21 protein-coding genes and 1 pseudogene are annotated in these 22,489 nt (G+C 32.8%); 8 read left to right on the forward strand and 14 right to left on the reverse strand.

The annotated features are described in order from the left end of the window. Positions 1–160: 160 nt before the first annotated feature. The 6 genes and pseudogenes from IM755_RS07235 to radC all read right to left on the reverse strand — a co-directional run bounded on the left by IM755_RS07235 (position 161) and on the right by radC (position 5,088). A complete protein-coding gene (locus IM755_RS07235; RefSeq protein WP_194095231.1) occupies positions 161–652 on the reverse strand; it encodes a hypothetical protein in 492 nt (163 codons plus the stop codon). Next, positions 645–1,904 (reverse strand): ABC transporter permease, encoded by a 1,260-nt coding sequence (locus tag IM755_RS07240; RefSeq protein ID WP_194095233.1) that lies wholly within the window; start codon positions 1,902–1,904, stop codon positions 645–647. Before IM755_RS07240 ends, IM755_RS07235 begins: the two co-directional genes overlap by 8 nt. Further along, positions 1,901–2,476, reverse strand: a complete 576-nt coding sequence (locus IM755_RS07245) for an ABC transporter ATP-binding protein (RefSeq protein ID WP_228063913.1) — start codon at positions 2,474–2,476, stop codon at positions 1,901–1,903. The genes IM755_RS07240 and IM755_RS07245 overlap by 4 nt, the downstream gene beginning before the upstream one ends. Positions 2,477–2,995: 519 nt before the next feature. Beyond that, a pseudogene (locus IM755_RS12805) lies at positions 2,996–3,655 on the reverse strand (superoxide dismutase); the annotation flags it as partial. Between the two features lie 307 nt (positions 3,656–3,962). Beyond that, the gene (locus IM755_RS07255) at positions 3,963–4,367 is read right to left on the reverse strand and encodes a GxxExxY protein (protein ID WP_194095239.1); all 405 of its coding nucleotides are present in this window, start codon (positions 4,365–4,367) and stop codon (positions 3,963–3,965) included. Positions 4,368–4,404: 37 nt separating this feature from the next. Further along, positions 4,405–5,088: a RadC family protein gene (gene radC / locus IM755_RS07260; RefSeq protein WP_194095241.1), complete on the reverse strand. Its 684-nt coding sequence runs from the start codon at positions 5,086–5,088 to the stop codon at positions 4,405–4,407. A gap of 265 nt (positions 5,089–5,353) precedes the next feature. Here radC and IM755_RS07265 point away from each other — a divergent pair, with 265 nt between their 5' ends. Beyond that, on the forward strand, positions 5,354–5,995 hold the full coding sequence (locus IM755_RS07265) for a DUF1287 domain-containing protein (RefSeq protein WP_194095243.1): 642 nt from the start codon (positions 5,354–5,356) through the stop codon (positions 5,993–5,995). A gap of 64 nt (positions 5,996–6,059) precedes the next feature. Here the strand turns inward: IM755_RS07265 and IM755_RS07270 are convergent, their stop codons facing one another. The 7 genes from IM755_RS07270 to hpt all read right to left on the reverse strand — a co-directional run bounded on the left by IM755_RS07270 (position 6,060) and on the right by hpt (position 14,309). After that, positions 6,060–7,415, reverse strand: a complete 1,356-nt coding sequence (locus IM755_RS07270) for a UDP-N-acetylmuramate--L-alanine ligase (RefSeq protein WP_194095245.1) — start codon at positions 7,413–7,415, stop codon at positions 6,060–6,062. 86 nt (positions 7,416–7,501) lie between these two features. Next, positions 7,502–8,188 (reverse strand): tetratricopeptide repeat protein, encoded by a 687-nt coding sequence (locus tag IM755_RS07275; protein ID WP_194095247.1) that lies wholly within the window; start codon positions 8,186–8,188, stop codon positions 7,502–7,504. An 89-nt stretch (positions 8,189–8,277) separates the two neighbouring features. Then, complete coding sequence (locus tag IM755_RS07280; protein ID WP_194095249.1) at positions 8,278–10,425, reverse strand: S46 family peptidase; 2,148 nt, start codon at positions 10,423–10,425, stop codon at positions 8,278–8,280. A gap of 180 nt (positions 10,426–10,605) precedes the next feature. After that, positions 10,606–11,616: a GTPase ObgE gene (gene obgE, locus IM755_RS07285; RefSeq protein WP_194095251.1), complete on the reverse strand. Its 1,011-nt coding sequence runs from the start codon at positions 11,614–11,616 to the stop codon at positions 10,606–10,608. Between the two features lie 139 nt (positions 11,617–11,755). Beyond that, positions 11,756–12,979 (reverse strand): hemolysin family protein, encoded by a 1,224-nt coding sequence (locus tag IM755_RS07290; protein WP_235677427.1) that lies wholly within the window; start codon positions 12,977–12,979, stop codon positions 11,756–11,758. Positions 12,980–13,144: 165 nt separating this feature from the next. After that, positions 13,145–13,720: an adenylate kinase gene (locus tag IM755_RS07295; protein ID WP_194095255.1), complete on the reverse strand. Its 576-nt coding sequence runs from the start codon at positions 13,718–13,720 to the stop codon at positions 13,145–13,147. Between the two features lie 58 nt (positions 13,721–13,778). Further along, positions 13,779–14,309: a hypoxanthine phosphoribosyltransferase gene (gene hpt / locus IM755_RS07300; RefSeq protein ID WP_194095257.1), complete on the reverse strand. Its 531-nt coding sequence runs from the start codon at positions 14,307–14,309 to the stop codon at positions 13,779–13,781. A gap of 96 nt (positions 14,310–14,405) precedes the next feature. Between hpt and IM755_RS07305 the strand changes: the two genes are divergently transcribed. The 4 genes from IM755_RS07305 (at position 14,406) to IM755_RS07320 (ending at position 18,925) form a co-directional block, all read left to right on the forward strand. Next, positions 14,406–14,954, forward strand: coding sequence for a hypothetical protein (locus IM755_RS07305; RefSeq protein WP_194095259.1), 549 nt, complete (start codon positions 14,406–14,408; stop codon positions 14,952–14,954). A gap of 70 nt (positions 14,955–15,024) precedes the next feature. Beyond that, positions 15,025–16,185, forward strand: a complete 1,161-nt coding sequence (locus tag IM755_RS07310) for a 5-(carboxyamino)imidazole ribonucleotide synthase (protein ID WP_194095261.1) — start codon at positions 15,025–15,027, stop codon at positions 16,183–16,185. Between the two features lie 73 nt (positions 16,186–16,258). Then, on the forward strand, positions 16,259–16,741 hold the full coding sequence (purE, locus tag IM755_RS07315) for a 5-(carboxyamino)imidazole ribonucleotide mutase (protein ID WP_008254544.1): 483 nt from the start codon (positions 16,259–16,261) through the stop codon (positions 16,739–16,741). Between the two features lie 159 nt (positions 16,742–16,900). Next, a complete protein-coding gene (locus tag IM755_RS07320) occupies positions 16,901–18,925 on the forward strand; it encodes a M3 family metallopeptidase (RefSeq protein ID WP_194095263.1) in 2,025 nt (674 codons plus the stop codon). 49 nt (positions 18,926–18,974) lie between these two features. On the opposite strand, the gene IM755_RS07325 is transcribed toward IM755_RS07320, so the two are convergent. Next, positions 18,975–20,090 (reverse strand): ATP-binding protein, encoded by a 1,116-nt coding sequence (locus IM755_RS07325; protein ID WP_194095265.1) that lies wholly within the window; start codon positions 20,088–20,090, stop codon positions 18,975–18,977. Between the two features lie 245 nt (positions 20,091–20,335). Here IM755_RS07325 and IM755_RS07330 point away from each other — a divergent pair, with 245 nt between their 5' ends. The 3 genes from IM755_RS07330 to IM755_RS07340 all read left to right on the forward strand — a co-directional run bounded on the left by IM755_RS07330 (position 20,336) and on the right by IM755_RS07340 (position 22,488). Beyond that, positions 20,336–20,839 (forward strand): GbsR/MarR family transcriptional regulator, encoded by a 504-nt coding sequence (locus IM755_RS07330; RefSeq protein ID WP_026725674.1) that lies wholly within the window; start codon positions 20,336–20,338, stop codon positions 20,837–20,839. A 396-nt stretch (positions 20,840–21,235) separates the two neighbouring features. Then, positions 21,236–22,147: a TIGR01777 family oxidoreductase gene (locus tag IM755_RS07335; protein WP_194095267.1), complete on the forward strand. Its 912-nt coding sequence runs from the start codon at positions 21,236–21,238 to the stop codon at positions 22,145–22,147. Continuing rightward, entirely contained in the window at positions 22,144–22,488 is a 345-nt protein-coding gene (locus tag IM755_RS07340; RefSeq protein ID WP_194095269.1) for a hypothetical protein, read from the forward strand. The genes IM755_RS07335 and IM755_RS07340 overlap by 4 nt, the downstream gene beginning before the upstream one ends. Position 22,489 lies beyond the last annotated feature (1 nt).

Consider the following 22,489-nt stretch of genomic DNA (forward strand, 5'->3'; position numbering starts at 1 on the left):
AATTTCACGAATTGTCACCAATTTTGAATTTCGGGATGTTTCTAATTTACTACTGATTTTTTAGCCTTATGATTGTTTTAGCCCCGATGGGAGCGACACCTTGTATAGCGGACAGCGGGTCCAAACCATTAAAAAAAGCCCAAACGAATGGGCTTCTAAATTATTTACTTTGAGATATAATTACGGCGTCTTCGATATGGTAAATCCAATCTTCTACGTCGGTTTCGTTGTATCTAAAAGTTCCTTTTAAAGTCACGTAAGTATCTGTTTTTAATTTTGGAAAAGCGCCACCTTTAAATTTGATTCCAGCAATAGTCTCTGGTCCTGATTTTCCACAGAAGAAACAAGCGGCAAAAACGTTTTTACTTAACGCATAGTTTTTGTTATCGATTGGTACAATAAATCCGCTCATGAAAACGGTTTTCTTTTGCATCATTTTTAATTTCATGTTCACTTGAGGGAATTCCACTTCACCATACGTTGCGTGTTTTTTACGAACGTATTTGATATCGCCCAACATTTTCCATGTTAGTGTATCTGCTGCTACTGATGTTTTAGTAGTAGCTTTTACAACTGAAGTTGTTCTATCTGAAAAGCTCATCATCGAAATAAAAACGACTAAAGCCAAACTTAATTTAATATAATTACGCATTTGCTAATGTTTTTGAAATATTTAAATTGTATGCTTTTATAGCTGGAATTAACGCAGCAATAAAGCCCACAAATATAGTTAGTAAAAATAAAGTTCCCTCTTTCTCCCAAATAAATTCGTATGGATTAAAACTCATTTTAAAATCTTCTTCGGCTGAGTTGGACAACATACTTAATCCTACTCTTCCCAAAATCGTACCAAAAATAAACCCAACAACACATAAAAGCAAACTTTCAATCATCACGACTTTTAAAAGTTGTAGTCTTTTGGCTCCGTTGACACGCATTAAGGCAAATTCCTTTTCACGTTCTTTTAATGTGTTGTAAAGTGCAATGAAAATCGAAATTCCTGAAATCAACATGATTCCGTATGCCAAATATTGCAAAGCTGAAATTCCAATTCCGAATAAAGAAAACAAACGATTTACTTCAATTGCTGGTGAAGCAACTTGCATTTTAGTATTTTGTGCGATGATTCTTGGCCAAGTTACAATTCCCATTTTGTTGCGGAATTTTAGTAAAACGGCTGTGATTTCCATTCCAGGTTCGTCTAAAGTCATATCAGCTTCTTCATGATGTTCTTCTCCTTCTACATGAACGTGACCTTCTTCCCCGTGAGCCGGATTTTCTTCTTCACCATGTCCGCCGTGCATTTGCCAAACACTTGGAATTGTACATAAAATTAAATTATCGACTACTTTTCCTGTTGGTTTTGCAATTCCAACTACTTTATATCCGTAATGATCATGAACTTCTCCTTCTGCTGCATCACCGTGCGAACCAAAGAACTCATCTCCAATTTTCAAACTTAATTTTTGAGCGATATCACTTCCGATTACGACTTCGAAGTTTTTTTCAAATAGTTTTCCTTCGGAAATTGTTGCTCCATATTTTTCTAAATAATCGGGCGTTGTTCCTAAGATTTTATAACCGCGATAATTGTCACCAAACGCTAACGGAATCGCTTTTTGAACAAACGGATGTTGCATCCAAACTTTTGCCGAATCGTAACTAATATTTCCTGTAGGAGAATCTACTTGATACACCGAAGACAATATCAATTGTAACGGACTTCCTTGAGCGCCCATTACCAAATCAACTCCGTCAATATTGCTTGAAAACTTTTCTTCAAATTGTTTTTCGACTAAAACTAAAGTGGTAATAATCGCAACACTTGAGGTTAGCAAAACAACACTCAAGATGGTATTTAATGGTTTGAACCATATATTTTTCCATGCTAATTTTGCTATCATATCAAGGTAATTTTATTGATAAATCTTTCTTTAATTCGGTTGTCGTGCGTAACGATTAGCAAAGCCGCTTTGTATTCTTTCGATAAAGAAGTCAACAATTCGATTACTTTTTCCGCATTTTTATCATCTAAACTTGATGTGGGTTCGTCTGCCAATAACACTTTTGGTTCGTTAATTAAAGCTCGCGCAATCGAAACACGTTGTTGTTGACCAATACTTAATTGCGATGGCAATTTAGATGCTTGGTTTTCGATTCCCAATTGTTCTAATAATTTCTTTGCACGTTTGGTATGTTTTTTACCCGTTGCTAACCAACTTGCCATTTCCAAATTTTCTAAAACAGTTAAAGCGCCAATAAAATGCGATTTTTGAAAAACCACACCAATGTGTTTTCCTCTAAATTTATCGGTTGCCTTTTCTGAAAGAGAAACAATATCGGTGTTATCAATTACAATTTCTCCAGTTTTAGGTTTCAACAAACCCGCTAAAATATGTAAGTAAGTAGTTTTTCCTTTACCAGAATCTCCAGTTATTAAAATAGTACTTCCTGCATCACAATGCAAATCGGGCATATGAAACAGTTGATCTTTATTATAAGAAAATGTTATTTTTTTTGTGCTAATCATAGTTCAACCAACATTAATTTTAGTGTTGCAATATAACAAATTACAAAGAAAAATTTCTCAATTAAGTTTTAATAAAAAACCTTGCACTGTATGGAAGTACAAGGTTTTTCTATATAAATTCAATATTTAATCTTCATCATGAGTACACAATCCCACAATTGTATGAAAAGTGTCATGTAAACCTTTTAAAGCTTTAGTGATTTTCTCGTCAGAAGCTTTTGATTTTACTAATTTATCTAATGCTTTACTGTCTTTTGCTAATTTATTAACGGCAGCCATAATTTCTTTTTTGTTGAATTCAGCTGGAATTTTAGCCATTTTTAAAGCGTTTGCTTTTTCAGCCATTTCAGCACTTCTTTCTTTTATAGGTTGTAAGTTTCCTTCTTCACTTGGATGGAATGTTTGCGACATTACTTTATGAAAAGCTTTAATTTCTGGCCAAGAAGCAAAAGTATCTGGTTTTGGCATTGCTGTTTTGTATCTTTTGCTAACTTCTGTCCAGTTAACAACATTCCATAAAGCAGATAGATAATCGCCTCTTTTATTTTGGTATTTTAAGTAATAAGCGTGTTCCCAAACATCGATTCCAAAGATTGGAGTTCCTTTTACTTCTGCAATATCCATTAATGGATTATCTTGATTTGGAGTTGAAGTTACTACTAATTTTCCTTCTTTAGTAACCACCAACCAAGCCCAACCCGAACCAAAACGACTTGCTCCAGCGGCATTTAATTTTTCTTTCAATCCGTCTAAACTTCCGAAAGTTTCATTAATAGCTTTTTCTAAATCAGCCGACATTTTAGTGTTTTTCTCAGGTGTTAAAACTGACCAAAACAACTCATGATTATAGTGACCTCCTGCGTTATTTCTGATAGCTGTGGATAAAGTAGAAACTTTAGCTAAGATTTCGTTTAAACTTAATTTTTCATCTGCAGTACCTTCTAAGGCTTTATTTAAATTTTTCACATATCCTGCATGATGCTTACTGTAATGAATTTCCATAGTTTGCGCATCTACAAATGGCTCCAAAGCACTGTACGCATAAGGCAAAGCTTTTTGTGTAAACTGCGCCGAAGCGGATATTGTTACTAAAAGGGTTACAACTAAAAGTTTTATATTTTTCATGATATTTTAATTTTTGATAAAAATACGGCTTATTGATTAGATAAAAAACTACCAAATCTTAAAATTTCCATAATTGTTGGGTTTAAACGCATAGATTGTAATTAAAAACTATGTAACTTTTTTAAACACATAGCCACATAAGTTTAGGATTGTGTAAAAAAAGTCGTTTCACTCTGACATTAAAAAAACATAGAATCAAGTTTGCTATATGACTATGCGTTTAATTTAATTTTTGAAACACACAAACACATAAGCTTATGTTTGTGTATAAAAAGTGGTTTTACTTTGTCAATAGAGAAACATAGCTTTATGGTAAATTTCTGTAGATTTCATTTACAAATGTTTTTTGTCCTTCTTTGAAAATATTTTTACAATTAAAATTGATCAAAATTCCTTTTGGAGCATTGAGTAAATTCATATACGTTAGAATTTGAGATTCAAAAACTTTATGCATTTCAATAGTAGATTTTAATTCTACTACAATAAGATTTTCGACATACAAATCGCATCTTAAATTAGCTTCTAACTGATTTCCTTTGTAAATAATTGGCACTATTCTCTCTGTGTGAAAATTTATTTTCCTTAATCGTAACTCTTCTTTCATACATTCATGATAAACCGATTCTAACAAACCTGCTCCCAAATTTTTATGCACTTCAATTGCCGCTCCAATAATTTGAAACGACAAATTATCAATTTCCTTTTTTGTCATAATAAAAAAACTATGTGACTATGTGTTTCAAAAAAAATCAAAAAATCCCTTCATCCTGAAAACTCAAATACCCATTTTCGATAATAATAAGATGATCTAAAACTTGAATTTCTAAGGTTTGACCTGCTTCTTTGATTCGTTTGGTTATTTTCAAATCCGCTTCACTAGCCATTAATTTTCCTGACGGATGATTATGCGTTAAGATTATTCCTGTTGCATTTTGTTCAAAACCTATTTTAAAAATCAATCGAATATCTACAACAGTTCCTGTGATTCCGCCTTTTGAGAGTTGGGCTTTGTAGATGACTTTATTGGAATTATTAAGATATAGAACCCAAAATTCTTCGTGAGGCAATTCACCAATAATAGGTTGCATGATATCAAAAACGGCTTTACTGGATGTGATTTTTTCGAGTTCAATAGCGTCTTCGGCTCTGCGTCTTCTTCCTAATTCTAATGCAGCGGCGATTGAAATGGCTTTAGCTTCTCCAATTCCTTTGAATTGCATGAGTTGGGAAACTGACATTTTTCCTAAGGTATTCAGGTTGTTTTCGGAGGAAGCTAAAACACGTTGGCACAATTGCACCGCACTCTCATTTCGAGAACCGGAACCAATTAAAATAGCAAGTAATTCGGAATCAGATAAGGTAGATTTACCTTTTAGAAGAAATTTTTCACGTGGGCGATCGTCTTCAGCCCATTGATTGATTGGCGTGTACATAAAAATTTATTTTGGCGTTTAATGAGAACAAAAATAATTGAAAAAATCTAAAAAATGAAAAAAATCAAAAGTTTTACCACATAGAAGCATAGGTTTACTTTTCATTTAATTAGGCATTTTATTTTAGATAGGTCACAAAGAAGCTACGTGAATCAATTTATTGACTATAAAATTCTTATTTTTCTATGTTTCTATGTGGTTATAGAAAATCTTCAAAATAAATGGCTTAAAAATTGCGTTTAATTCAACAAACCATAAATAAAACATGAAACTATTTATTCCATTACTTTTAATCTGCTTTTCTTTTGGATGCAAGAAATCTGAAACTATTTCTGAAAACATAACAGAATCAAAACCAACAACTCAACCCATAGAAAAACCAACTGATTTCTATCAAAAACTATCCAATGCAGCAATTTCGATAATTGACCCTGAAGTGGTTTATACTCCAGCATATGTTGGGATAAAATATCCAAATGGTGATGTTCCTGCAAAAACGGGCGTTTGTACGGATGTGGTGATTCGTGCGTATCGAAAATTAGGAATTGATTTGCAGAAAGAAGTTCATGAAGATATGAAAGCGAACTTTTCATTGTATCCCAATTTAGAAAAATGGGGTTTGAAAACTACAGATAAAAACATCGACCACAGAAGAGTTCCAAATTTAGAAGTTTTCTTTACACGAAAAGGAACAACTTTACCCATTACCCAAAATCCAAACGATTACAAAGCAGGTGATTTAGTTACTTGGATGATTGGTGATAAATTACCACATATTGGTATTGTAACACATATTAAATCAGAAAACGGAAACCCTATGATTGTTCACAACGTAGGAAGCGGACAAGTTTTGGAAGATTGTTTGCTGAGTTGGAAAATTGTGGGGCATTATAAATATGGCAATTAGACAATTTTCAATGTGCCAATTAAATCTCTAGTAAAATTGACACATTGATCAATTGGCATATTGACTAATTGATTAAATCTTTCACTTCATCAAAATTCAATCCGCCATAATTTCCTGAACTCATTAATAATAAAGCTGAATTTTCTAAATTTTGGCTGAATAAAAAGTCTTTAAATTCGGTTGGATTGGTATAAATAATCAAATCTTCTCTTTGGAACGATTGTGCAATTTGATCATAAGTTACTTCTTCCAAGCGTTTAATTTTTACTGCATCGGGTGAATAGAAAACAACCGCAACATCGGCTGCGTCTAAAGCACCTTGGTATTCTTTTAAGAACTCGGCATTTAAACTGCTGTAGGTGTGCAATTCTAAACAAGCAACTAATTTTCTATCTGGATATTGAGCTTTTACCGCTTTTGTAGTAGCTGAAACTTTACTTGGAGAATGTGCAAAATCTTTATAAGCAACTTTATTCTTGCTTTCGGCGATTTTTTCTAAACGTTTTGAAGCGCCTTTGAAACTAGCAATGGCTTCGTAAAATTCGGCTTCGTCCACGCCCATGCATTGGCAAATCCATTTAGCACCAGCTAAATTACTTAAATTGTGTGCGCCGAAAACTTCGATTGGCATTGGACCTTCTGGTGTGTCTAATAAAGTGGTTCCGTTTTCTACAGTGTAAATTGGTGTTTGGTACGCAATTTTTCGGATTGGATTTTCGGTTCCTTCGGCTACTGCTTTTACGGCTTCGTCTTCTTCGTTGTACACCAAAATTCCGCCACGCGTGATTTGGTTGGCAAAAATTCTAAATTGTTCTACATAATTATCAAACGTTGGAAATACGTTGATATGATCCCAAGCAATTCCAGATAACAACGCAATATTGGGTTGGTACAAATGGAATTTTGGTCGCAAATCGATTGGAGAAGTCAAATATTCATCGCCTTCTAACACAATAAAATCGTTATCTTCGGTTAAATGCACCATCGTATCGAAACCTTCTAATTGAGCCCCCACCATATAATCCACTTCAATATTGTGATAATGCATTACGTGTAAAATCATCGAAGTAATTGTGGTTTTTCCGTGCGAACCTCCGATTACTACTCGGGTTTTGTTTTTCGATTGTTCGTATAAAAATTCGGGATATGAATATATTTTCAAACCTAATTCTTGAGCTTTCAATAATTCCGGATTATCCGCTTTTGCGTGCATTCCCAGAATAATCGCTTCAATATCGGTTGTTATTTTTTCTGGAAACCAACCTTCCTCTGCTGGCAACAATCCTTTTTTCTCTAAACGTGATTTGGATGGTTCGAAAATAGCGTCATCGCTACCTGTTACGTGATATCCTTTGTTGTGTAAAGCTAATGCTAAATTGTGCATGGCTGCTCCGCCGATTGCTATGAAATGTGTTCTCATTAGTATAGTTTATGAGTTGAAAAGTTTATGAGTTGAAAAGTTTGGGCACATTGCCTTTTAAACTATTAAACCTATAACCTTTTAACCTATTTTTCAAATTGTTCTTTTAACTTATTGGCTTTCGCTTTATCTTTTAACTTATTCAAATATAAGTCATATAATTTTTCGAAAGTAGTTTTTGAATTGCCAATTTCGTGTGCTTTTTTATAATGGATTTCGGCTTTTGCATAGCGACTGAAATAGACATCAATATATCCTTTTGCTAAATAACCATCGACTTTTGAAAGCACCATTAATTCATCGGCATATTTTTGTGCTTTTTTTTCGCTTCCTCCAATGATTCCTGGCAATTCGATATATAACATCACTAATGCCCAACGTGTATCGATATGTCTTGGATCTAATTTTGCAGCGGTTAAAAACGATTCTTCTACTTCGTCAATCATTCCTAAGGCTTTGAATTTATTGGACTCTTTAGCTTTCATTCCTAATGCGCCACCATATTTGTACCAATAATTAGCGTTTTTGGGATAACTAACTTTTAGTTTCTTATAGTTGGTAATCGCAGCATCCCAATCTTTTTGATGTCCGGCAATATCGCCAAGATATTCAATTGTTTTAGCGTGATTAGGTTGCGATTTTAAATATTCGGAAAATAGTTTCTCGGCTTCGTTGTATTTTTTTTGTGCATACAATTTTTCCGCCTTTTCAAACGTTGATTGTGAAAAGACTGAAAACGAAAGCAATAGAAAAAAGATTTGGATAATTTTCATTTTTCAAAAATAGTGAAATGATTTTGGATATTTCACATAAAAAAACGACCTGATTTCTCAAGTCGTTTTAATTTTATTGTATTTAGAAATTACTTCACAATTGTCATTTCGTCTACAATGTGTTTAGCTCCTGAGAAATTCTCAATTACCCATAACACGTAACGAATATCAACGTTGATTGTTCTTTGTAATTTTTTGTCGAAGATTACGTCACCAGCCATAGCTTCAATGTTTCCGTCGAATGCTAAACCAATTAACTCACCTTTTCCGTTTAATACTGGAGAACCTGAATTTCCACCTGTAATATCGTTGTCTGTCAAGAAACAAACGTGTAAAGAACCGTCTTTATCTGCATAACGACCAAACTCTTTTTTAGCATTCATTTCTAATACTCTTGTAGGTAAATCAAATTCTAAATCCCCTTTTTTGTATTTTTTAACTTGACCTGCTAATGTAGTGTAGTTATTAATTGTTGCATCATTACGTTTGTCAGCTGGTAAAGAACGAACTTTTCCATAGGTTAAACGTAACGTTGAATTTGCATCTGGATATTTGATTTCTCCAATTTTAGATTCTCTTAACCCTTCAACTAATAAACGGAAAGAAGCTCCAAAATCGTTTTGCGCTTTAATTAACTCCTCACTTCTAAAGCTGTAGTGTGTAAATAAATCATTAGTTAAAACATAAAGTGGATCGTTTTTAAGTAATTCTTCAGATGGTAAATCTAAGAATGCTTTTACTCTATCAACAGAAGTAAAAATACTTAAATCGAATGCTGCGTTTACATATTTTGTAAAATCACCATTGTTTTCTGCAGCTAATTTCTCAACCATTGGAGCTAATTTATATCCTGCTTTTTTAGCATATAAATTCAATTGAGCTGCTAAAATATCTTTTTCTGCAGGAATATGTAATTCACTATGCATTCCTTCAGCCATTTCTATAATTGCTGGAGCCATTTGCGCTCTTTTTGTAGCATCTGCTTTAGCATAGTTTTCTAACTGTCTTCCTAAACCTCTACTTACTGTACCGAATGCAGAAGTTCTAAACAATTGCATCATATAATTATCATGACGAGATTTTTCATTCGTCATTGCATAATATTTATTGATTGTAGGAACTACATTACCATATTTAGCTTTGTTCGCTGGTTGGTTAGCCCATTTGTGGAATTTAGCTTCTTGAGCTGCTTTTGTTTTAGCTGTACCAAATTTTGATAATGCATCAATCATTCCTTGACGATTTTTCCAGTAGTTTGCTACTCCTGCAAATTTAGAAGCATAGATAAGGTTTAAAGCATCAGATTGAACCATGTATTTTTTCATGTTGTCCATTCCTGTTTTAGAACCCTCAACCCAAGCTAGATAAGCAAATTTTACGTTTTGCTCAATTCCACCTGCTGGCATCCAACGGTTAGTTCTACCTGGATAACCTAAAATCATAGCGAAGTCATTTTCTTTAACTCCTCCAATGTTTACAGGTAAATAGTGTTTTGGTTGTAATGGAACATTGTTTGGAGAATAGTCAGCTGGATTACCGTTTGCATCAGCATACACTCTAAACATAGAGAAATCTGCTGTATGACGTGGCCACTCCCAGTTGTCAGTATCACCACCAAATTTTCCTAAACTTTCTGGTGGAGTTCCTACTAAACGAACGTCTTTGTAGTCTTGATAAACGAAATAGTAGTATTCATTTCCTTGGAAAAACGGACGAACAGAAACCGTATATTTCCCACCATCGTTGTTTTCTTTTTCAATTTTAGCGATTTCAGCATTGATAGCTTTTTCTCTATCCGCTTCGCTCATACTTGGATTAACAACAGATAAGATTCTTTTTGTACAATCGTCCATACGTACAAAGAAACGTACATATAAACTTGATGGTTTAAGTTCTTCTGATCTGTTTTTTGCCCAATACCCGTTTTTTAAGTAGTTTTTTTCTGCTGATGACAATTCTGCAATGGCATCATATCCACAGTGGTGATTGGTTAATACTAATCCGTCTTTAGAAATTAATTCTGCAGTACATCCACCGTTAAATTGCACAATAGCATCTTTTAAACTGTGGTTGTTGATACTGTAAATTTCTTCGGCTGTTAATTGTAAGCCCATTTTTTGCATGTCGCGGTGATTTAAACGCTCAATGAACATTAAAAACCACATTCCTTCGTCTGCTTTTACCGAAGCTGGCACAAGCATAATAGCAGAAACGACAAATAATAATAATTTTTTCATAATAAATCTGTGTTCTTTTGATTTGTGTGGCGAATATACTTAAAAATACGATTTCGATAAAATTATCATTTCAAAATAAGATTAGATTGAAGTAATTTTAACTTTTTATTATATAAACTGATTTAAAAACAAAAAAGCACCTTCAAAATGAAGATGCTTTTTCTTACTTTTTATAATCTTTTATTTTTCTTCTACATTCAACATTTGCCACAATTTGTCTTTCAACTCTTGTAAACCTTGTTGCGCAACAGAAGAAATAAACATATATGGAGTTCCTTTAAATTCCTTATCCAATTGTTTTTTCAATTCTGCTTTTAATTCATCGTCTAACATATCGCATTTTGAAATGACAACCAAACGATCTTTGTCTAACATTTCTGGATTGTAACGACGTAATTCATCTAACAGAATTTCGTATTCTTTTTTAATATCATCCGCATCAGCAGGAATTAAAAATAACAAAGTGGAATTTCTTTCTATATGACGCAAGAAGTAATGTCCCAATCCTTTCCCTTCAGCAGCACCTTCAATAATACCTGGAATATCAGCCATTACAAACGATTGAAAATCTCTGTAAGCTACAATTCCTAAATTAGGTTTTAAAGTTGTAAACGGATAATCGGCAATTTTTGGCTTGGCCGAAGTTAAAACAGAAAGTAAGGTTGATTTTCCTGCATTTGGAAAACCTACTAAACCTACATCCGCTAAGACTTTTAATTCTAAAGTAACATCTACTTCTTTTACAGGCATACCCGGTTGCGCATAACGAGGCGTTTGATTCGTAGCACTTCTAAAATGCCAGTTTCCTAAACCACCTTTTCCGCCCTCTGCTAGGATTTTCATCTCATCATGCTCTGTAATTTCAAACAAAACATCACCTGTTTCTTGATCTTTTACAACTGTTCCTAATGGTACTTCAATAATTTTATCTTCTCCATCATGTCCTGTACTTCTTGAACTTCCACCATCACCTCCATGACCCGCACGAACGTGTTTCAAAAATTTCAAATGAAATAATGTCCAAAGGTTTTTATTTCCTTTTATATATACGTGTCCACCACGACCACCATCTCCACCATCTGGCCCACCTTTTTCAATAAATTTTTCTCTGTGTAAATGCGAAGACCCTTTTCCTCCTTTTCCGGAAGAAACATATATTTTTACGTAGTCTACAAAATTTCCCTCTGTCATTTTTTTGAGTGTTCAGTTGCCAGTTTTGAGTGTTCAGTGATTCTTAAAATCTAAAAAACTCTTCAAATGACAATTTGTTATTCTCAATGTACACTATTTAGAACTGATTACTAAATACTGAACACTGAATACTTAATTATTATTCTTTTAAATTGGTAATTAAAACTTTGTCAATTTTAACACCGTCCATATCAATAACTTCAAACTCTAGTTTGTTCCAAATTAACTTTTGTCCTTGTTTGGGGATTACTCCTAATTCGGTAACGATTAAACCACTCACAGTAGTTACCTCGTAATCACCAATTAAATCATCCATATCAAAATAAGTTAAGAAATCGTGCAAAGAATAATGTCCGTCAACCAACCACGAACCATCTTCTCTTGCTACTAATTTAAATTCATCTTCATAGAAATCTGCTGCATCACCTACTAAAGCTTCTAAAATATCATTCAATGTGATAATTCCTTGAAAAACTCCGTGTTCATCGGTAACTAATGCGTAATGCACTTTTGTTTTTTTGAAATTTTCTAATGCTTTGTAAGCCGAAGTATGTTCAATAAAATAAACAGGTTCTTGAGTAATTTTCTTCAAATCAAAATTACCTTGCTCAAAACTAGCAAACAAATCTTTTAAAGAAACTACTCCTTCTACATCATCTAAATTATCTTCACAAACGGGATAAACCGAGTGTAATTCATCTAAAACTTTTGCTTTGATTTCTTCAATTGTATCTTCGTATGACAAATAAACAATCGATTTTCGATGCGTCATTAACGAATTGACTTTTCTATCGCCAATATGGAAAACTCGCTCTACTATATCTTGTTCAATTTCTTGAACCTCACCTACTTCTGTCCCTTCTTTAATAATAGCTTTGATTTCTTCTTCCGTAACTTTTCCATCAGCTGTTGGTTTTATTTGAAAAATTTTCAATAAAAACTCTGTTGATGTAGTAAGCAACCAAATAAAAGGCATCGTAACTGTTGAAACCAATTTCATTGGAACAGCAACTGCTTTTGCAATTCCTTCAGGATAATTCAAACCGATTCTTTTTGGCAATAATTCTCCTAAAACTAGAGAGAAAAAGGTTAACACTACAACTACAATTCCAACAGCAATTGATTCCGAATACGGTTTTAATGCTTCAAACCCTGAAACAAAATTCTGAACATCAGTCGTGATTTTATCTCCTGAATAAATACCCGTTAAAATTCCAATTAAGGTAATTCCAATTTGAACGGTTGACAAAAATTCGTTTGGTGAATTGGCTAAATCTAAAGCGGCTTTAGCATTTTTATTTCCTTTTTTAGCCGCAGTTTCTAGTCGATTCTTTCTAGCCGAAATCAATGCGATTTCCGACATTGAAAAAACGCCATTCAAGACAATAAGAAAAAGAATAATTAAAATTTCCATAGTTAAAATTACAAAAAAAGAGCAAGATTCCGTTTTAAGAAATCGCTCTTTTCCGTTTGCAAATATCGAAAAAAAAAATGAAAGCCCGAAATTTATCTCTCGGCCCTTATTTTCTTATTGAAATGTATCTAAAACTAAACTTAATCTCTCGGTAACTTCTTCAATTGTTCCAATGCCATCCACTGCGTAAAATTTGTGTTGGGCTTTATAATAATCCATTAATGGCGCAGTTTTTTCGTTGTATTCTTGGTAACGATTTCTGATTTTTTCTTCGTCTTGGTCATCCGCTCTTCCCGAAGTTTTTCCTCGTTCTAATAAACGTTGTACTAGGATTTCATCATTTGCTTCCAAAGCAACTGTAGCTGTTATTTCTTGATTTTTTCCTGCCAAAAATTTATCTAAAGCTTCCGCTTGTGCAATTGTTCTTGGAAAACCATCAAATAAAAATCCTTTTGCTTGTGGATTTTTCTCTACTTCATCTTGCAGCATATTAATGGTCACTTCATCTGGAACCAAATCACCATTATCAATGTATGATTTTGCTAATTTTCCTAATTCAGTGTCATTTTTCATGTTAAATCTAAAAATATCACCAGTAGATAAATGTACTAAATTGTATTTGTGTTTTAAAAAATCGGCTTGCGTTCCCTTTCCTGCACCAGGTTTTCCAAATAATACGATATTGATCATTGTTTTTGTTGTGTTTATAAATTTTAGTCTTTATTCTATTTTCTCTATTCTATTTTCTTTACTCAGATAATTGATAAATGTCTTTTAAATTTCTTCCTAAACCATCATAGTCTAAACCATAGCCTACAATAAATTTATTAGGAATTCGAATCCCAACATAATCCAATTTAATATCTTTTTTATAAGCTTCAGGTTTTAAAAACAAAGTAGCAATTTTGAAATGTTTCACATTGTGTTGTTTCATAATTGCTTTTAATTCTTCAATTGTATTTCCAGTATCTACAATATCTTCCACGATAATTACAGAACGACCTTCTAAACTTTGGTTCAAACCAATTAGTTCTTTTACTTCATTAGTAGTTTGCGTTCCTTCATACGAAGCCATTTTTACGAATGAAACTTCGCAATTGTGACTGTATTTTTTCAATAAATCAGCCACGACCATGAAAGCACCATTCAAAACGCCAATAAAAACAGGAACATCATCGCAAAAATCGTCTTCAATTTGTTTTGCCATGTTTTCAATGGCGAAGTTAATTTCCTCTCCCGAAATAAAAACTTCAAATTTCTTATCTTGTAGTTGTATCACTTTGGTTAGATTTAGAAATAAACAACAAATTTAAGAAAGTCAAATGAATAGCTACAAAGTATTTCAACTTTTTTGCAAATTTGATATATTTACCGGATGAAAAGCCAAATATATCAGAAAATCGAAGAAAGCACTTGTCATGTTGCCAGCCGAAAAATGGTAAGCAATTTTGCTATGAAAGATAAAAAAAATCTTAGCAAAATGATTGAATTAGCTTTTGACACAAAACATGAATTACATGTAAAAGCCTTTTGGAGTTTGGATTTGGTTTGCGAAAAGAAACTGAAACAATTTGTTCCTTACATTGAAGATTTCTGTACCATTCTTCCAAAAATAAAAGACGATTCAGCATTACGACCAGCGACTAAAATTGCCTTTTTTCTCGCCAAAAGTAATCACAGAAAAAACGGAATTTCTCTCACACAACAACAAGAACACAATTTAATTGAAGCCTTAATTGACCGATTGATTCAAGACGAAAAAGTAGCAGCAAAAGTGTATGCCATGAAAGCCCTTTTTGTCTTGGGAAAGAAATACGATTGGGTTCACGAAGAATTAAAAACGATTATTTCTCAAGATTATTCGAATCATACCGCGGCTTACCAAGCGGCAACACGAAATCTTTTGAAAAAACTCAACAAGTAACAAATTGTTAATTATCAATTGTTAATTATCAATTGTCTGAGTATCTTTGCGCAAACAACAACTACAACAAATGAATTATTTTTCTTCTGATTTTAAATTAGGAATTTTAGGAGGAGGTCAATTAGGAAAAATGCTTTTGACCGAAACTCGAAAATTCGATATTCAAACTTTAGTTTTAGAACCAAGTGAAGAAGCTCCAGCACGATACAGTTGCAACGGATTTTACAAAGGCAGTTTAATGGATTTTAACACCGTTTATCAATTTGGTAAGATGGTAAATTTGTTAACTATCGAAATTGAAAATGTAAATTTAGACGCTTTAGATAAATTAGAAGCAGAAGGATTACCGATTTACCCTTCGCCAAAAACCTTACGTTTGATTCAAAACAAAGGAAAACAAAAAGATTATTACGTTTCAAACGATATTCCCACCTCGTCACACCAACGATTTGTTGATTTGAACGATTTGAGAACTGCATTAGCGAAAGACGAACTAGAATTTCCATTCGTATGGAAATGTGCGCAATTTGGTTACGACGGGAATGGTGTTAAAATTTGTCGTTCTGCATTAGACTTGGTAAAATTACCCGATGTGGAATGTATTGCCGAAGAAATGGTTCCGTTCAAAAATGAATTAGCCGTAATTGTAGCGCGTTCTGTTTCTGGAGAAGTAAAAACCTATCCAGTGGTAGAAATGGAATTTCATCCTGAAGCGAATCAAGTAGAATATGTAATTTGTCCTGCTCGAATTGATGAAAAAGTAGCGCAAAAAGCTACTGAAGTTGCCTTAAAAGTTTCGCAAGCTTTCAATCATGTTGGTTTATTAGCAGTTGAAATGTTTCAAACGGAAGACGATGAAATTTTGGTAAACGAAGTTGCTCCTCGCCCACATAATTCGGGACATTATTCGATTGAAGCGAGTTATACTTCGCAATTCGAAAATCATTTACGTGCGATTTTAAACTTACCTTTAGGAAATACCGATAGCAAAGTTGCCGGAATTATGGTAAATTTGGTAGGTGAAGAAGGTTATTCTGGACAAGTAGTTTACGAAAACATAGAGAAAATCATGGCAATTGATGGCGTAACTCCACACATTTACGGAAAAAGAGAAACAAGACCTTTCAGAAAAATGGGACACGTTACCATCGTAAATGAAGACATGACGGAAGCGAGAAAAATTGCGGAAGAAGTAAAGAATAGCATTAGAGTTATTAGCGAAGTAAAATAAACACCAATTTCACGAATTATCACTAATTTAATTGGTGTAAATTAGTGGAATTCGTGTTAAACAATTAAAACAAATGAGTAAAGTAGCAATAATAATGGGCAGCATTTCGGATATGCCGGTAATGCAAGAAGCCATCGACATATTAAAAGGATTTGATATCGAAACTGAAGTAGATATTGTTTCGGCACACAGAACACCTGAAAAATTATTTGATTTCAGTAAAAATGCACACGAAAGAGGTATTTCAGTAATTATTGCTGGAGCTGGTGGTGCGGCTCATTTACCTGGAATGGTTGCTTCTATGTCGCCACTTCCTGTAATTGGAGTTCCTGTAAAATCGAGTAATTCTATTGATGGATGGGATTCGGTTTTATCGATTCTTCAAATGCCAGGTGGAGTTCCTGTAGCAACCGTTGCTTTAAACGGAGCAAAAAATGCGGGAATCTTAGCCGCACAAATTATCGGAAGTTCTGATAAATGCGTTTTAGACAAAATAATCGCTTACAAAGAAGGATTAAAACAAGCCGTTTTAAAAGCTTCAGAAGGATTGAAATAAAAATAGAAAATCCCGAGTTATTGCTAATTCGGGATTTCTACTCACAATTAAGTGACAACTATAAAAAAATTCTACTCTCTCTCTGTTTGGGGCAAAAAGGATGTTCCTACATCATTTCATCGACAAAATTATACACTTTATCGATAAAAACAAATTTTTATGACACTTTTTTTAAAAAAATTTACAACAAAGCACAATACAGCACCTTTTAGTAAGATTAATCTTTCAGATTATAAAGAGGCTTTCGAAAAAACCATCGAACTCGCTCGTGCTGAAATCGATAACATCGTAAAAAACACAGAAGCACCTACTTTTTCAAATACAATTGAAGCTTTGGATTATTCTGGAGAACAATTAGATCGTTTATCGAATATTTTCTTCAATTTGAATTCGGCAGAAACTTGTGAAGAAATGCAAAAAATTGCGCAAGAAGTTTCGCCTTTACTTACAGCATTTAGTAATGATATTGCTTTGAACGAAGACTTATTCAAACGAGTAAAAGCAGTTTATGATCAAAAAGATACTTTGACATTAACTACTGAGCAAGCGACTTTATTAGATAAAAAATTCAAAGGTTTTTCTAGAAATGGAGCGTTACTTTCGGAAGAAGATAAATTAAAACTACGCGAAATTGATACTGAGCTAGCGAAATTAAAGTTGACTTTCGGAGAAAATGTTTTGGCAGAAACAAATAACTATCAATTACACATTACTAACGAAGCCGATTTAAAAGGGTTACCTGATGGTGCTAAAGAAATGGCGGCAAGTTTGGCAAAATCAAAAAATTTGGAAGGTTGGGTTTTTACTTTAGATTTTCCAAGTTATTTGCCTTTTGTCACTTATGTCGAAAATCGTGAATTGCGAAAAGAAATTGCAATCGCAGCTGGAAAAAAAGCGTTTCAAAATAACGAATTCGATAACACAGAAAACGTAAAACGCATTGTTGAATTACGTCACAAACGCGCTAATTTATTGGGCTATCAATCTCATTCGCATTTTGTTTTGGAGGAACGAATGGCGCAAAATCCAGAAAAAGTACAATCGTTTTTGAATGATTTATTGGAAAAAGCAAAACCAGCTGCTCATAAAGAATTTGCTGAATTAACCGCTTTCGCCAAAGAATTAGACAGAATTAACCAATTAGAGAAATGGGACGGCGCTTATTATTCGGAAAAATTGAAGCAAAAATTATTCAGTTTGGATGATGAGTTGTTGAAACCCTATTTCCAATTGGAAAATGTGTTGAACGGCGCTTTTAAAATTGCTGAAAAGTTATTTGGAATCACGTTCAAAGAAGTTTTTGATATTGACAAATACCACGAAGACGTTCAAACTTTTGAAGTTTTAGATTTCGAAGAACAATTAGTCGCTGTTTTCTATTCAGATTTCTTTCCGAGAAAAGGAAAACGAAATGGCGCTTGGATGACATCCTACAAACCACAATATATTAAGGACGGAATCAACGAACGACCACATGTTTCTATAGTGTGTAATTTCACACCACCAACCGAAACGAAACCATCATTATTGACTTTCAACGAAGTAACGACCTTGTTTCACGAATTTGGGCACGCTTTACACGGCATGTTAGCCAATACTACTTATCCAAGTTTATCAGGAACTTCGGTGTATTGGGATTTTGTGGAATTACCAAGTCAAGTCATGGAAAACTGGTGTTATGAACCTGAAGCATTGGCTTTATTTGCAAAACATTACGAAACAGGTGAAATTATTCCGCATCAGTATGTAGAAAAAATCAAAGAAAGTGCGAGTTTCTTAGAAGGAATGGCAACATTACGACAATTAAGTTTCGGAATTTTAGACATGGCGTATCATGGCAAATCACAAACAATTGCTGATGTAAAAGCCTTTGAAAAACAAGCTATGGAAATCGCATCGTTATATCCAGATGTGGAAGAAAATTGCATGAGTACTTCGTTTTCACATATATTCCAAGGCGGATATTCTTCGGGATATTACAGCTACAAATGGGCGGAAGTTTTAGATGCCGATGCATTTGCGTATTTCCAAGAAAAAGGAATTTTCAATAAAGAAGTCGCAACCAAATTCAAAGACAACGTACTTTCAAAAGGCGGCACCGAATTACCAATGGAATTGTATAAAAAATTCAGAGGTCAGGAACCAAAAGTTGAGGCGTTGTTGAAGAGAGCGGGACTTTTGTAAAATAATCAACACCGATAGAATTCTTAATTCTGTCGGTGTTATTTAAAATCTACTTCAAAAACTCCCTAAAATTATCCTTATTCACCACCAAAAAACTTGGGTTATAAGCATCCGAAAAAGATTTTGGCAATTTTGCTTTTTTAGTGGTTGCCCATTTGAATTCAAAAGCACTAATTTCATCTGTATTGACTTCAATATAATCAATTTCTTGTTGGGTTGTGGTTCTCCAAAAATAAGATTTTGCTATACTTTGTGTATAAGATAATTGCTTCAATCGTTCAGAAACTAAAAAATTTTCCCACAATGCACCTTTATCTTGTCTGAATTCAAAAGCATTAAAATTACCAATTAACATATTCAGCACACCATTATCATAAAAGTATATTTTTTTATTTGCTTTAATTTCGTTTCGAATATTCTTTGAAAAACTTGTCAAACGGAAAATCACAAAGCTTTTTTCTAACAAATCGATATAATTATTTACAGTGTTTTTATCAACTCCAACCAACTGAGCAATTTCGTTGTAGCTAACTTCACTTCCCACTTGCATAGCAAGAGCACGTAATATTTTCTCCAAAACTTCAGATTTTCTTATACCTGCCAAAGCTAAAATATCTTTGTACAAATAACTCGAAACCAAGTTTTTCAAAATTTCATATTCAGTACCAAAATTATTAATTACATCTGGATACATTCCGTACAGTAATCGAATTTCAAGTTGTTGTTGGGCTTTCATGTAACCCACACTATTTTCAAATTCCTTCCATGAAACGGGAAACATATGAAACTCGAACTTTCTCCCTGTTAATGGTTCTTGCGTAACGTTATTAATATCTAAAGAAGAAGATCCACTAACAACAACTTGCACATCTTTTATTTGATCTACTATAATTTTCAACTTCAAACCAATATTTGGAATACGTTGTACCTCATCAATAAAAATATATTTATAATTACCAATAATACTTTTCAAAATTTCTGTGTTAGCATTCGCTAAAGTTTCAGCAACAGTATTATCATCTCCATCCAAAAACAAATACTCTTTATCTTTTAAAATGGAATTAATTAAAGTTGTTTTTCCTACTTGTCTTGGACCAATTAACACAATAACTTTTCCTTTGTGTAATTTTGCTTCCAAATTAGCAGTTAAATCTCTAAAAATCATACCTTAAATTTTAAACAAAATTATATATTTTATTTCTATTCACCAAATTTATATATTTTTCAGTGATTGTATTAACCAAATTTATATATTTTTCAGTGATTGTATTCACCAAATTTATATATTTTTTAGTGATTATATTCACCAATATTAACTTTTTTACAATTTGAAAAAAACTTTCATTTTTTTTTGAAACTTTAAAAACTTTTACTTAACTTTGTCCTATCAAAATGAAATAATTCTAAAAAATGGAATTCAAAGAAGCAAAAAATAAATTCGTTCAAACCTGGGGAGCTTTAGGTTCTCAATGGGGCATTAACAAAACCATGGCACAGATACATGCGTTGTTAATGGTTTCGCACGAACCTGTTTCTATGGAAGACATTATGGAAGAATTACAAATTTCGCGCGGTAATGCTTCTATGAATTTAAGAGCGTTGATGGATTGGGGCATCGTGTACAAAGAATACAAAGCAGGCGAAAGACGTGAATTTTTCACCGCAGAAAAAGATTTAGATGAATTGGCAGTTAAAATTTCAAGAGAAAGAAGCAAACGTGAAATCAAACCCGCTTTAAAAGTTTTAAAAGAAGTTTCTACAATAAAATCTGATGGAACCGAAGCGGAAAAACATTTCGTAGATCAAACCACAAAATTGTACGACTTCGTATTAAAAGCGGATAACGTTTTGGATAAAATCACAGAATACAAAGACAATTGGTTAGCAAAACTGGTGGTAAAGATTATGAAATAAAAAATTTAATTAAAACTTTCAATTATTTCTGAAAGTTTAAAAATATAGATAATATGAAAATAATTAATAAAATCAATAAAGCTCTATTAATAATAACGATAATATTAGACTTTACAATTCTATTTGGTTTATATGCGCAGATTATACTTAGGTTCACTCAACTGTGTATTGCTCTATATATTTCATTCAACTTTAAAAGACTTGAGAAAAAACTCAAATATCAAATTATAAATTATTGGATTTATGTTTTCTTATATTTTTCCTTTTCCACTTACTTGTTTTTAGAAGAGAAAAGTATTTTAGACAATTACATAATATTGCTTACAACTATAATGATCCTACCAATGACAATTGCAATATATTTTACAATAACATTAAATAAAATAGCAAAACAAAATGAAAAATAAACTAATCATAGCAGCAGGAACCGGATTCTTAGGAAACGTTTTAATCCAACATTTCAAAAATAAATTTGAAGAAATTGTAATCTTAACCAGAGGAAAATCTGAAATTAAGAACCAAATCAAATATGTAAATTGGAATGCTAAATCATTTTCAGGTTGGGAAAAAGAATTAGAAAATGTAGATGTTGTCATAAACTTAGCTGGAAAATCCGTTGATTGTAGATATACCAAAAAAAATAAAGCCGAAATTTTAGCTTCAAGAATTGATAGTACCAAAATTTTAAACGAAGCCATTTTACAATGCGAAAATCCACCAAAACATTTTATCAACTCATCAACTGCAACTATTTATAGTCATTCAGAAGATAAAGAAATGGATGAATATACAGGAGAAATTGGTAATGATTTTTCTATGAACGTTGCCAAAACTTGGGAAAAAACATTTTACGAAGTTGAAACACCAAAAACATTGAAAACAGCAATAAGGACTTCAATTGTATTAGGTAAAAATGGAGGCGGTTTTATTCCTTTAAAAAAACTAACACTTTTTGGATTAGGTGGAAAAAACGGAAATGGAAGTCAATTTGTTAGTTGGATTCACGAAAAAGATTTTGCAAAAGCTGTCGAATTTATAATTGAAAAAGAACTTTCTGGGAGCATCAATGTTGTTTCTCCAAAACCGATTCGAAATAAAGAATTTATGAAAAAACTTCAAAAAGCAATTGGAATTCCGTTTGGATTACCTATCTCAAAATCACTACTTGAATTTGGGGCAAAAATCATCAAAACTGAAATTGAATTGGTTTTAAAAAGTAGAAATGTAATCCCAAAACGATTAACAGAAAACGGCTTTGAGTTTGAATTTGGTGATTTAGATAAAACGTTTAAAAACTTATTATCATGAACCTCAACATCATCGCCTATCTCATCTATTTCAGCATCACAGGGATTATCATTGTGAAGGTTGGAAGAATTTGCTACAACAATGGAAACATATTCGTTTCACAATTGATTCCAAATCATAAAGACTTGTGTCATAAAATAAATCAATTGCTTTTGGTGGGATATTATCTCTTAAATATTGGTTATTGTGCGATGACGATAATTTCTTGGGAACAAATTGAAAATATAAAACAACTCATTGAAGTGATTACTTCAAAATCGGCTTTTATTATTATCGCGATTGCCGTGATGCATTACATCAATATTATCTTATTAACGAATTACATCAAAAAATTAATTTAAA

This window comes from Flavobacterium proteolyticum, from assembly GCF_015223105.1.
Lineage (GTDB): Bacteria > Bacteroidota > Bacteroidia > Flavobacteriales > Flavobacteriaceae > Flavobacterium > Flavobacterium proteolyticum.